Below are 12628 nucleotides of genomic sequence, written 5' to 3' on the forward strand. Positions count from 1 at the left end.
TAAATCTCTCATGGCAGGAGGTTGAGAACAGTGAGAGCCATTGTAATTGATGATGAGAAGCCGGCACAGATGCATCTGCAACGCCTGCTGCAATCGGACGGAAGAATTACACCTGTGCAATGTTTTTCGACAGCACAAGATGGTCTTCATTACTTGGCAAGTGATCGTGTAGATGTTGTATTTCTGGACATTGGCATGCCGGAGGTTAATGGCCTGGAAGCAGCAGAATATATACAGCAGCTGGATTCAAGCATTCGAATTATATTTGTAACCGCGTATGCTGACCATGCAGTGGAGGCATTCGAGCTCCAGGCTCTGGATTATGTGTTGAAACCGGTCAGCTCGGCTCGACTGAGCAAAACTATCGATCGGATTGCAGGAGCGATGTCTTATCATGCACAGGTTGCTGCTACAATTGAGGTACAAGAATTGGAACCTGAAGCCGAGGCAATGGAATTCAAAGCGCCGGGACTTCTGACCTTCAAACATTTGGACATATTCAGAAGTCTGGAGCAGAGTGCTGAGAAACATAAATGGCGAACGACCAAGTCGCAGGAATTATTTGCTTTTCTGTTTCATCACCGCGGAGAGTGGGTAAGCAAGGAGATTCTGCTTGATAAGCTCTGGGCAGATGTATCTCAGGATAAAGGGTTGACGCTTCTACATACATCCGTGTATCAGATTCGCAAGTTATTAAAGGAATGGAGCATGACTGCCAAACTGGAGTACAACATGAACCGTTATCGTCTGTTGACCGGTAATCTGCTGAGTGACATTGAACAGTTTGAGCAAGCGATGTCCTATGAAGCCATCACTTCCGATAATGTGCAGGATCTGAGACAGATCTACATGCTCTACCGAGGCGATTATTTGGAAGAGCATGATTATGATTGGGCAAGATCCAAGGGCAGAGAACTCAGGCGTAAGTATACGGAGCTTGTCATGGATATTGCCACATGGGAAATGAACCATGGACTGGGCGGGCAAGCGATTGAGCTATTGATGCAATTGCAGGAACGCGAGCCTTATTCGGAAGAAATCTGCAGATTAATGATGGAAGTATATGCCTCCATGGATGACCAGCAAGGCATATTGCGACTCTATCATTCATTCACATTAATCCTGAAGGAGGATCTGGGTCATCAGCCAGAGCCTGAAACGAGCAAGTTATATCAAAGTCTGACCAAACCTTAGTTGTTCAGGCAGGAGGGAGGGCACGTGAAATTATTTATACATCGTAAAGATCTGCGTACTGATGATCTGAACGCATTCGATTATTTGCGGGAGCAGGGAGAAGAGAGCCTGCATGTGTTGATCTACGACCCATTCCTGTTGCGGCAAGGACGGGAGAAAGAACACAGCGGTGTGAATTTCATTAGACATGCTGCGGCACTGGGCAAGAAGTATCAGGTGGCGAAACGGCAGTTGCATGTGGCTTATGGCAAACCGGCTGAAGTGGTGGAATGGCTACTGAGTCATATGAAGGGTGAGATCAGTGAGATTGTCGTTCATCGGGATATGACGCCTTACGCGATGGAACGGGATCGAGAGATACGTAAAATCTGCGAAGCCCATGAGACTACATTTACTCTGCTGACCGATCACCTGCTGATGGACCTGAAGGCCTTTGCCCATTTTACAGGCAAGTCGGAACCTTATAAAGTATTCGCGGCCTTCCACCGGCGCTGGGTTGAATTCATGAACGAACATCCTAATCCAGCATCGGCAACAACCATTGCAGATGTGAATATAAGTGAACGAAATGTGGATTGGCCGGAGGAGATGAAGGTTCCAGCTGCTTTGCTGGAGAGTTCTGACGAATCGGGAGATGAGGTTGATCCTCATAGGTTGCTTGATCGTTTTCTGGTCGAGCGAGTGGCAGATTACGGGGATCATCGGGATGAGTTTGAGGCCTATGAGCCAAGCCATCTTAGCTCGTATGTAGCTGTGGGGGCTGTATCCATTCGCAAGATATACGATGCTGCGCAGCATATCTCAGAAGCTGGTGAGTGGATCAGACAGTTGTGCTTCCGTGATTTCTACCTGTACAGAGCAGTTTATGAGGCACATTATTTTACGTATGAAAAAGTGTATGATCTTTCTGGTCTTCAGGATACTCACTTTGAGCGTTGGTGCAGAGCAGAGACAGGCATTCCCATTATCGATGCAGCGATGACAGAGCTGAACGAGACAGGGCATATGCCTAATCGTCTCCGTATTCTTACCGCAATGTTCCTGACCAAAAACCTTCGGTGCCCATTCACGTTGGGTGAGGCGTATTTCAGACGAAAATTAAAAGATTATGATAACATCCAGAATCGCGGCAACTGGCTATGGTGCGCATCACTAGGTGAGAATGCTGCGCCGTATTTCCGTGTGAACAATCCCGTGACGCAGTCGGAGAAGTACGATCCTCAAGGGGACTATATTCGCAAGTGGCTGCCTGAGTTGAAGGACTTGTACAGCAAAGATATTCATCAGCCAAGTGAGGATGCCATCGTAGACCTGAAGGCTTCCAGACAGGCGGCTATTGACGTGTATAAGCAGATTTTGGCGAGCCGGGAGAAGAACTAATCTTGTTGTGCACACTTTATGGTCTATCCCCAATGCAACAGAATATCTATGATCAGGAAACGGATTTCAAGATTTAATTGCGATTATAAGAAATAAAAGTTGGATTAATTGCAAAAAGCTCTCAGGCCGCGTCATAGCGGTCTTTTTGGCATTCAAAATCATGAGAAAAATGTGAGAAAAAATTAAAAGTTAGGAAAATCTCAAGAAATTGGGCTACACATGTTAGACAATATGCTTTTTAATAGATAGAGAGCTCAATGGACTAAGTCATATTTAACATATTGACTAATACATAAAGGAGAACCTCTATAACATGAATCAAACACTGAAGAGAGAACGAATCCCGGAGTTAAATCTCGTAAGGGCAATGGCGATTATCGGTGTGCTTTTTGTACATTCTACATCTAATGCTACGCTGGAAATGGCGAATTCTAATTATTATTGGCTATACAACTTTATTAATATTTTTATGAAATATGGTACGCCGACCTTTATTTTTTTGAGCAGCTTTGTGCTGTTCTATAACTACTACACCCGCCCGCTGAACAAGAAACTGGTCAGTAATTTTTACAAAAAGCGCTTTGTTTATATTCTACTGCCATACTTCCTCTTCTCGATTATGTATTTTGTTGTACTTCATAACATGTATTATCAAGGGCGCCCGTTTGATGTGTCGATGATCACTTTTATAGAGAGGCTGTTTACGGGAAAAGCCTATACACATCTGTATTTTGTGTTTATCAACATGCAATTTTATCTGATTTTTCCACTGGTGCTGTGGCTGTTGAAGAAGTATCCTTCTGTTGTCAAATGGTCTATCCCGATTGGACTGCTTATTCAATGGGCCTTCATTGTCAGTAATAAATATGGATTCCAGGTACCCAACAAAGGAAGCTGGGCCTTCTCTTATTTCTCCTATTTCATGTTAGGTACTTTCATGGGTGTGTACTTCCCACAGATCAAGCAATGGTTTGTCATTAGCTGGGCGAATGCAACCAAAGTGCGCGTAACTTCATGGATTTTGCTTTGGGTGGTGTGGCTTACGGCGGGACTGGCTCATGTGTATATTTATTATTTGCTGCGGTTGAACATTGCTACATATAACACGTTATGGTACGAGCTCTTCTGGAATGTACATACCTTCGCCTGTGCACTTGTCATTATCCAGATTTCTTATTGGTTATACCACAATGGCCCTGCATTGATCGTCAAACCGCTAAACCGGCTTGGGGCATTGTCCTTTGGTATTTATCTGATTCATCCGTTTTTCCTGTTATTTTATCGTGAACATCCACCGCAGACCGGGGTATCCTGGTTCATTCATCTGTGGTACGCCAGTGGATTTGGTATCGCACTCATAGCTTCATGGCTTGTGGTTGGGCTCGCAGCAAGATTCGTGCCCCATGCGTGGATTATCTTTGGTAATCTGCCCAAACCGAAACCACGTCTGGTACCACAACAAAATTCGAGGCAAGTAGATGTCCGCTAGGAGCAAGGCAACGTATGATCTGTCATTAGCCGTTCTCAGGTTCAGCCTCAGGTTGAGTCGGGAACGGTTTTTATTGTTATGAGTCGTCCGATACCAATGGATATTTCTGTATGTTTATGTGGGAACGAATGTTTCTTTTTCTGAATCCAAGGGTAATCATAAGGCGGAACGATAATATACAGTAAACTTAGAGGACAGGATCAAGGTGATCATACATGACTAGATGTGAACAATGCGGGAAACCGATGCAGGATATATTGGAATATGTAGAGCACATTCTCCGTGAATGTAATGAACAGACACCCGAATATAACTCGAAAGAATACAAGGCTTACGGCGATGAGGGTGTTCACGAGCAGATGTGATACAATAGAAAGAAACCGGATTCATTCGGAACCGAGGTGACAACATGGATACGGGATCAGCCTCTTTCCGCGAAGGGAAGACAGAACATGAAACACGACAAACCAAGACATGTATGTATTGCGGAGAGCGGCGGCCTGCGTCTGATTTTCGGCGCAGAACCGGGAAACGTGCGGGTTCCGGAGCCAGACGTGGAGCTTGTCGCCGTTGTCGTCAGCTCGGTGTACGAGAACGTCATAACGGTGATATGCGAGTGGCACAGGCAACTGAAGGCACAACGCTTGAGTATCGTCATGACGGAGGGGATCGGAATTCTCACAAAGACAAGCCTCCATCTCCGGTAAAGAGTGAACGGGAACAGAACGTGCATGTTTCGTCGCAGTCGCAGCGGCCGGCCGGAGGAAATGAACAGGGCCGGGATTCGGGAAGACATGTGGATCCACATGTATTAGCAAGCTCGGCACTTTCTGAGGCTGGAGCTGTGTCTTCGGATCAGGCGGAAAAGGATGTAGCGATTTCTTCGGTCAGTGCTTCCGCCAGTCCGAAGAAGAAGAGACGGAGACGGCGGAAAAGAAAGCCGTCAGAGATACTGAACGCTCATGCCTCTGCCGAGGCTGGGAGCGAGGGTAATTCATCCACCGATCTGAATACGGTGGATGGGGCGCCGGGCGGGGAGCATCCGCCCGGTGAGGTGCATTCGCCAGGCGTTGCCGCTGCGCCAGCGCCTGTGGCTGCGGATCAGCCGCCCGCAGCCCGGCGCAAACGCAAGCGGCGCCGCAAGCGTGCGGCCGCGCTCGCGCCCGGCGCAGGGCAGGCCCGCAGCGGAGCTGCTGAGGCCCCTGCGCCGGAGCCAAGCCAAGCCCGCGGGGAGGCCAGCGCGGGCTTGGCACATGCGGCGGCGAAGGCGCAGCCAGCCGCCGCAGGGCGCGAGCCATCGCATGCCAGCCGCAGTCACGGGGCTGGCATGGATGGCCGTCCGCGGCGTCATCACGCGCCGCCGGCAGCGATTGACCCGGAAGATCCGGCCTCGCTCCGGACCAATCGGCAAGGCATGGTGCGCATGCGCGGCAAAACTGACAAAGGACGCCGCTGGCATCAGGAAGTGGACATGGAGCTTGCGGTTACGCTGGTAAAAGAAAAAGCCGCCGTTGTGGTTAATCGGTATACCATTCGCCGATTATTCAGCAACAAGGATTTCAAGCGGTTTATTCTGGATCGCGATAAGTATACGTGTTACTTCTGCGGTTCCTATGGAGATACGATTGATCATCTTCTTCCACGGGCGAAAGGCGGACATACTACACCACTCAATTGTGTCTGTGCCTGCAATCTGTGTAACCAGTCCAAAGCAGCGATGGATGCGGAAGAGTTCATTCGGTCAGGTATTCCTGAGTGGAATGCAGCCCATCAGGCGGAACTGCTTGAGCTTGAGTTACAGGAAAACGGATTGGAATAGACATAAGCATGTTATGCTGCTGAATTTAGAAGATTCAGGGCTTTCATATGTAAGCACACCAAGATGAATGATCGGGGTGTGCTTTTTTGGTTTGTTTCGTTATCCGAATATTTCTTCAAATTGACAACGATGCTACATCTCAATGTACGTTATACTTGGAGGGCGGCAGCTAAATCCTTTTATCATGTTTAATGGGATGAGGTTATGCGCTGACCGCCGCACCAGAGCAGCACAGAGTGGAATGGACTAATTCTTTTCTGAAAGTGTACGTATTTCATTTCAATAAACTGTACTGCATCGTTGTGTATACGGATGAAATAGATTAAATAGATTGGATGGATGCGGATGACACCAGCAGCGCTTGATATTATGTCATATATCACGGAAGAAAATATTCGATTTTGGCTGGAGAAGTTCCGTTCTCTCGGGCCATTGCCGGGTATTTTGCTTACGTTTATGAAGTCTTTTGTACCGCCGCTTCCAACGTTATTAATTGTTGGGGTTAACGGAGCAGTGTATGGGCTATGGGCTGGTTTCCTGTACTCCTGGATCGGCATGGTTCTTGGCTGTACCGTGACATTTCTGATTGTACGAGAGATCGGGAAGTCTGCTTTTGTGGAAAAGTGGGCACGCAAACCACGTGTCCAGCGCAGTATGGTATGGATTCGCAGGAACGCGTTCAGCTATGTATTCCTGCTTAGCATTTTTCCAGTGGGTCCGTTTGTTATTATTAATGTGGCAGCGGGCATCGCCCGAATGCGATTGTTATCTTTCCTGCTTGCAGTTGGATTGGGTAAAGGGATTATGATTTTCTCTGTAACGTATATTGGCTCGAACGTAGAGCAGTTTCTGGAGCACCCGGTACGCTGGATTGGTGTAGTATTATTCATCGTTGTATCCCTGTGGGCAAGCCGAAAATTGGAGCGTCACTTCACCCGATTTAATCCGGAACAAGATGAAAAACACTCATTGCACCCGTCTTCAAAGTCGATTTCTTCATAAAGTGTTTACAGACCAAACCTGGGGACTTCTGTATGATACAAAGTGTCTCTGTATTTTTATTATTGAATACCAGTGTGTCAGCTTCAGCCTGTACTTCAAAAGTTTGCGTTTCAACTATTACGATTGAGCCACAGCTTGGTTAAAGGACCGTCTTTTCCATACACCGGGTCTGTCCCCGGTAGCGGAACCGCTTGAATCTCTTGCAACACCTGAGGCCGCTCGCCTTGTTTGCCTGTACGTGTGTTATAACTCATACCTTCAGGATAAGCTCCGGCGATCCGAAAATCGGGACTGGCCTTCAGACGTTTATGGCCGGTTCCGGCAGGGAGTACAACGACATCCCCACTCTTCAAGTAAACCTTTTGTCCCTTCTCACCACCTAAGATCAACTGCACAAATCCGCTCATTACGGCAAGGACCTCGTGTGCATTGCTGTGATAATGATGATAATCGTACACACCATTGACCCAGCTATTACCCCAGCCGTTCCGGTTTAAGTTAAATTCAGCCCTGACAGGTTCAGACCGCCAGACTCCTTTGTACAGAAGCACTGGCAGATTGGGGTGATTTGGCATGACCCCGTCGTCTTTAAAGTACATTTGCTGAATATCGCTGAACTCTTGCTTTGGGTCACTCATTTGGATTCACCTCTTTCCATGTATTTGTATTAACCTTTCAAGGAATGGACAAACAAAAAAACATTGTAAAATGATACAAAATGTATCATTTTGGGTTATACTCGATACAGACACTCTCTTTCAACGGCCAATGTATATAACGATAGGGGGAAAATGTGTGAATATCGTGGTCACAGGAGCTTCTGGATTCGTCGGATTTAATCTTTCACAGTTTTTGGCGCAAAAAGGACATCAGGTGACCCTGCTGGATCAGGATGACTATTGTCAGAGACTTGTGCACCGTTCTCCGCTAAATGATATGCCTTTCATCAAGTGTAACCTCGCTAGAGACAACATTCATCTGCCACACAACACAGATTCCATCATTCATCTTGCCGCTATGCCTCACGTCGACTATTCGTACCATCAACCCGGAGAGGTATTCCGCAATAACACCCTCAGTACTCAGGCCATCCTGCAGTATGCAACCGACCATGATATCCCTCTTTTGCTGGCTTCATCCGTTGAAGTATACGGCGGTGAATGGGGCCGAGTTTACAACGAGTCAGACCCTTATGCACCGGTTTCCCCGTATTCTGCTTCAAAAGTAGCCTGCGAGGCAATTGCCCAATCGTATGCTCGATGTTATCAACTTCCGGTGAAAATTTTCCGTTTGACGAATCTGTACGGACCATGGCAACTGCCGGATCGTATTATTCCGCGAAACTTCGGGCGGATGCTGGATGGACTGCCTCTGGATATTCAGGGATCAGCTGTACGTGATTTTCTGTATATTGATGATGCGTTGCGAGCGATTGAGCAGATGATGATTCATGGCGAAGATGGACAGACCTATAACATTTCTACCGGAATTGGAACAACGATGCAGGAGATGGGGATGCTGCTGGAGCCACTGGATCGATCCGCAACAGCTAAGGAGATACGAGAACTGGAGCCTACGCAATCCAGAGGATCAAGCCTGGTTGTTCACTCCGGGAAGTTACGTGCGGCGTTTGGTTGGTATCCACAAACTACGCTGGAGCAGGGGCTTGAACAAACATTCCACTGGTATCAGGAGCATGCCGACTGGGTCAGACTGTTCAGCAGAGAGTATCATACCATGCGTGAAAGCCGAAACTTTATCATCGATATGGCAAGGTATTCAGTACCAGCGATATAAAAAAACAAAAAAAGCCAGAGAAGGGTTGTTGTTTCAAGCACCTTCCTTGGCTTTTTTGTGCCTCCGTCAACAGATTTACAGGGTTATAACCGATCTGTATCTGGACGGTTAGGCTAGTTCAATACCCTTTAGCTATCTTCACACTGGTGCGTAGAGACATGCAGAGTATGCAAACCTGATTGCATTATTCGTGATGTTTTTTCACATCGGCTACTTTATCTTGAACGGCCCCTTTGGCCTTATCCATTTTACCCTCAGCCTGAAGGGACTTATTGTTCGTTGCGTTGCCGATCTGATCCTTCACTTCGCCTTTGGCCTTATTAATGCCTGCTTTGATTTTATCGCCAGTTGAATTACTCATATCGAACATCTCCTTCGTTGTCTGGTGTAGTCCTTATTAACCGGGCTGAGGATAATTTAAACGTTCACGTTCCAGAAGACTTTCGAGAATGGATTCGTAAGTGTTGTCCGATTGATGTCTTTGTGAGTTCCTCAAGATGATTAAATTTAGATTGCTTGAAGTTGTGAGCGGACCTCCTTGGGCGGCATTTTTGCATTCTCGTCCAAAGATGTTCATACTTGAGTATGAAAGATGTTTGCACTGTGGGAATAAGGGCGGGGTTGTCGCTGCATAATAACCAAAGTGACCAAATTCGTTGCATGAACGGTAAATTTTTGGAGATCCATTCCTGAAAAAACGTTCACCATGCACTTTCATATGTGCTTTTCGTACATATGGTTTGTTGTGATCATGTCTTAATACCACATATGGTAGCTTGTGGCGTTTGGGGAAATTAAATGACCATTCGTGATAAGCCTGCACGGCTTGACAAAAAAATCGATTTTGTTACAATGTTCACAATATCTTCACAAGTGTAAAAAATTTCTTTTTCATGTTCATGTGTAAGAGGTGTAATATAAGGGTATAGAGTTCGGTTTCGGCCTGCTTGTCGTTTTGTGCGTCAACATGTGTTGTCCGCAATAAGACCCAACATACCATGCATACGTGAGAGCGGTCTTTGGCTGCTCTTATCCTAATGTGTGAAATTTGGTACATTTAGTGTATTGATGTATTTGTGGTTCGGCTCTGCTTGACAGGCATCATGAAAGTCGCGGACTTCTATCCCAAAGTAAAGGAGGACTTTCTCTTATGTCACAATCGCCTACTCAACAAGAGGTGCCAGTAACAGAAGGCGCCGAGCGCCAGTCCCTGGACGTACTGGATCAACTGATGAAGCCTGAGGTACAGGAGTCTCTAACTGTATTGGTGGAGAACCTGCCTAAATTGGCTGAAATGGTTACTGCAATGACGAAAGCTTACGACTTCGCACAAGGTATCGCTACAGACAAAGTTCTGATCAGCGACACAATGAGTGCAATGGGCGAATTCGCTAAGCCTGTTGTAGACAAAGCTAAAGGTGTAGCTTCTGCTGCCATCGAAGCTAACGACCGTGCGCAAACAGAGCAATCTTCAGTTGGCTTGTTCGCTATGCTGAAAATGCTTAAAGATCCAAACGTACAACAAACGCTTCGTTTTGCTCAATCTTTCCTGAGCATCCTGAACGAGCGTCAACAACCGAAACGTTAAGACTTAGAAGAACGGAGGATGGATATGTCGAAGCAAATTTTGATCTTGGGTGGAGGATACGGCGGTCTGTTGACTGCGCTGACTGCGCGTCAATACTTGACTCCGGAAGAAGCGACAATTACTGTCGTGAACCGTTACCCTACACACCAAATTATTACGGAACTGCACCGTCTTGCAGCAGGAAGCATTTCTGAGCAAGCTGTTGCTCTCCCGCTTGAAAAATTGCTGCGCGGTAAAGATGTGAACCTGAAAATCGACACGGTGGATACAATCAAGCCGGACGAGAAAAAAGTTCTCATGACTAGCGGCTCCACATACTCTTACGATGCGCTTGTTGTTGCGCTGGGTAGCGAAACAGCTTACTTCGGAATTCCAGGATTGCAGGAATACAGCTTCACGCTGAAATCCGTTAGTGATGCAAACCGTATTCGTGCACATGTTGAAGCACGTCTGGATGCATACAAACAATCCGGCAACAAAGCAGACGCTACGTTTGTTATTGGTGGCGGTGGCTTGACAGGTATCGAGCTTGTCGGCGAATTCGTTGATCTTCTTCCAGGTGTATGTAAAGAGAAAGGTATCGATTTCAACGATATCTCCCTCTACACGGTTGAAGCAGGTCCTTCCATCCTGGCAGGTTTCCCGCCAGAGCTGGTTGATCGTGCGAAATCCAGTCTCGAAAAACGCGGCGTAAACTTCATTGTTGGCGTAGCGATTACCGAGATGAAAGAAAACGAAGTTATGCTGAAAGACGGCAGCTCCATTCCTACGAACACTCTGGTATGGACAGGTGGCGTACAAGGTAATGCCGTTGTTGCTAACAGCGGAATTGAAGTGGATCGCGGCCGTGCGAAAGTAACGGAAGTTCTGCAATCCACATCACATAAAGATGTATTTGTTGCTGGTGACAGCGCAGTAGTCTTCCCTAGCGAAGGTGCTCGTCCGTACCCTCCAACAGCACAACTGGCTTGGCAAATGGGTGAAACGATTGGTCACAACCTGGGCGTAATGTTCAAAGGTGGCGCAATGGAATCGTTCTCGCCAATCTTCTCCGGTACGCTGGGAAGTCTGGGTCGTAAAGACGCTGTCGGCATGATCGGTGGCAACCAGACTCGTCTGAAAGGTCTGCCTGCAACCATGATGAAAGAAGCAAGTAACATCCGTTACCTGTCCCACATCCATGGTTTGTTCGCACTGGCTTATTAATCTATAGCACTAACGTTAAAGGGCGCCCATCGGGCGTCCTTTTTGGTATGCACTTTTGGACATGAACTTGCATCTCGGGTTGACTAAGTATAGGGACAATTAACGGTATGAGTATGGAGCATTATACAGATATTAAAAGGAACGATAGAAACGAATAGACCATGGCTTATCATGAGCTGGACAGTACGTTCGTGCGTTCCACAAAATCATTTTGGTTTTTAGTATTACGATGCGAGTCACAGAACCTCCATTGGAGAAAGTATCGTATACCACAGCGGTAGGATGAGAGACAGGGTGATTTGGCACGGAGCCAAGAGGTGTGTAAGCGATATGCAATTCTGTCTGCGCTTAAAAGCACCCGCTTTCGTTTAAAAGATAGGACGGGGAATGATTAACAAAGTTTATGAGAAGAGCAACAACATAATAAGCAGAGAGTGTTTAAATCGCTCTCTTGCCCACCCTGAAAGGAGAATGAACAATGAATGTACTGGTGATTGGAGCAAACGGACAGATTGGTAAACACTTGGTGGAACAGCTGGCGCAGGAAGGCAAACATCAGGTCACGGCTATGATTCGCAAGCCGGAGCAGGCAGATGCCTTGAAGGAACTTGGTGCAGAGGTTGTCATGGGTGATCTGGAGGGTACGGTGGATGAGCTGGACGAAGCGATGAAAGATCAGAATGCCATAGTGTTTACAGCAGGTTCCGGTGGTTCGACGGGTCCAGATAAAACATTGCTTATCGACCTGGACGGTGCAGTGAAAACGATGGAGGCCGCAGAGAAACAAGGCATTTCCAGGTATATTCTAGTCAGTGCCTATGGTGCAGATCAGCGCAGTAAATGGCCGGAGGAGATCAAACCGTATTATGTGGCAAAGCATTTTGCAGATCGGGCTTTGTTTGCCAGTGACTTGAACTATACGATTATCCGTCCGGGAGGTCTGAAAAATGAACCGGGCACCGGCCAAGTGACCGTAGGAACGGATCTGAAACCGGGTAGCATTGCTCGTGAAGATGTGGCACGTGTCATCGCAGCCTCCTTGCAGGAAGAGAAGACCTATCGGATGGCCTTTGATCTGGTGGCTGGAGACCACTCCGTTTCCGATGCTTTGGGCAAATTGTAAGCAGATGTTGTAAAATGACGGGAGAATGAT

The 12628-nt window shown here is 47.0% G+C and carries 12 protein-coding genes; 10 read left to right on the forward strand and 2 right to left on the reverse strand.

What is annotated here, in order from left to right; genetic code table 11:
* The first annotated feature begins 30 nt into the window (after positions 1 to 30).
* The 6 genes from ACR8BL_RS18060 to ACR8BL_RS18085 all read left to right on the forward strand — a co-directional run bounded on the left by ACR8BL_RS18060 (position 31) and on the right by ACR8BL_RS18085 (position 6884).
* Positions 31 to 1194, forward strand: a complete 1164-nt coding sequence (locus ACR8BL_RS18060; RefSeq protein ID WP_434748890.1) for a response regulator — start codon at positions 31 to 33, stop codon at positions 1192 to 1194.
* A gap of 24 nt (positions 1195 to 1218) precedes the next feature.
* A complete protein-coding gene (locus tag ACR8BL_RS18065; protein ID WP_434748891.1) occupies positions 1219 to 2574 on the forward strand; it encodes a cryptochrome/photolyase family protein in 1356 nt (451 codons plus the stop codon).
* Positions 2575 to 2887: 313 nt separating this feature from the next.
* Complete coding sequence (locus tag ACR8BL_RS18070; RefSeq protein WP_434748892.1) at positions 2888 to 4063, forward strand: acyltransferase; 1176 nt, start codon at positions 2888 to 2890, stop codon at positions 4061 to 4063.
* 215 nt (positions 4064 to 4278) lie between these two features.
* Complete coding sequence (locus ACR8BL_RS18075; protein WP_434748893.1) at positions 4279 to 4428, forward strand: hypothetical protein; 150 nt, start codon at positions 4279 to 4281, stop codon at positions 4426 to 4428.
* Positions 4429 to 4472: 44 nt separating this feature from the next.
* A complete protein-coding gene (locus ACR8BL_RS18080; protein WP_434748894.1) occupies positions 4473 to 5882 on the forward strand; it encodes an HNH endonuclease in 1410 nt (469 codons plus the stop codon).
* Between the two features lie 369 nt (positions 5883 to 6251).
* On the forward strand, positions 6252 to 6884 hold the full coding sequence (locus ACR8BL_RS18085) for a TVP38/TMEM64 family protein (RefSeq protein ID WP_434756397.1): 633 nt from the start codon (positions 6252 to 6254) through the stop codon (positions 6882 to 6884).
* A gap of 110 nt (positions 6885 to 6994) precedes the next feature.
* Here the strand turns inward: ACR8BL_RS18085 and ACR8BL_RS18090 are convergent, their stop codons facing one another.
* Complete coding sequence (locus ACR8BL_RS18090; RefSeq protein WP_434748895.1) at positions 6995 to 7522, reverse strand: cupin domain-containing protein; 528 nt, start codon at positions 7520 to 7522, stop codon at positions 6995 to 6997.
* A 157-nt stretch (positions 7523 to 7679) separates the two neighbouring features.
* On the opposite strand from ACR8BL_RS18090, the gene ACR8BL_RS18095 reads away from it, so the two are divergent.
* Entirely contained in the window at positions 7680 to 8681 is a 1002-nt protein-coding gene (locus ACR8BL_RS18095; protein ID WP_434748896.1) for an NAD-dependent epimerase/dehydratase family protein, read from the forward strand.
* A gap of 184 nt (positions 8682 to 8865) precedes the next feature.
* On the opposite strand, the gene ACR8BL_RS18100 is transcribed toward ACR8BL_RS18095, so the two are convergent.
* Positions 8866 to 9042 carry a CsbD family protein gene (locus ACR8BL_RS18100; protein ID WP_090921556.1) on the reverse strand — a complete coding sequence of 59 codons (177 nt, stop codon included), beginning with the start codon at positions 9040 to 9042 and terminating at the stop codon, positions 8866 to 8868.
* Between the two features lie 789 nt (positions 9043 to 9831).
* On the opposite strand from ACR8BL_RS18100, the gene ACR8BL_RS18105 reads away from it, so the two are divergent.
* The 3 genes from ACR8BL_RS18105 to ACR8BL_RS18115 all read left to right on the forward strand — a co-directional run bounded on the left by ACR8BL_RS18105 (position 9832) and on the right by ACR8BL_RS18115 (position 12598).
* Entirely contained in the window at positions 9832 to 10269 is a 438-nt protein-coding gene (locus ACR8BL_RS18105) for a DUF1641 domain-containing protein (protein WP_251510598.1), read from the forward strand.
* A gap of 24 nt (positions 10270 to 10293) precedes the next feature.
* Positions 10294 to 11475, forward strand: a complete 1182-nt coding sequence (locus ACR8BL_RS18110; protein ID WP_145333676.1) for an NAD(P)/FAD-dependent oxidoreductase — start codon at positions 10294 to 10296, stop codon at positions 11473 to 11475.
* Positions 11476 to 11953: 478 nt separating this feature from the next.
* A complete protein-coding gene (locus ACR8BL_RS18115; protein ID WP_434748897.1) occupies positions 11954 to 12598 on the forward strand; it encodes an SDR family oxidoreductase in 645 nt (214 codons plus the stop codon).
* The last annotated feature ends 30 nt before the right edge of the window (positions 12599 to 12628 follow it).

Source organism: Paenibacillus amylolyticus (genome assembly GCF_051136285.1).
In the GTDB taxonomy this organism is placed as follows: Bacteria; Bacillota; Bacilli; order Paenibacillales; family Paenibacillaceae; genus Paenibacillus; species Paenibacillus amylolyticus_F.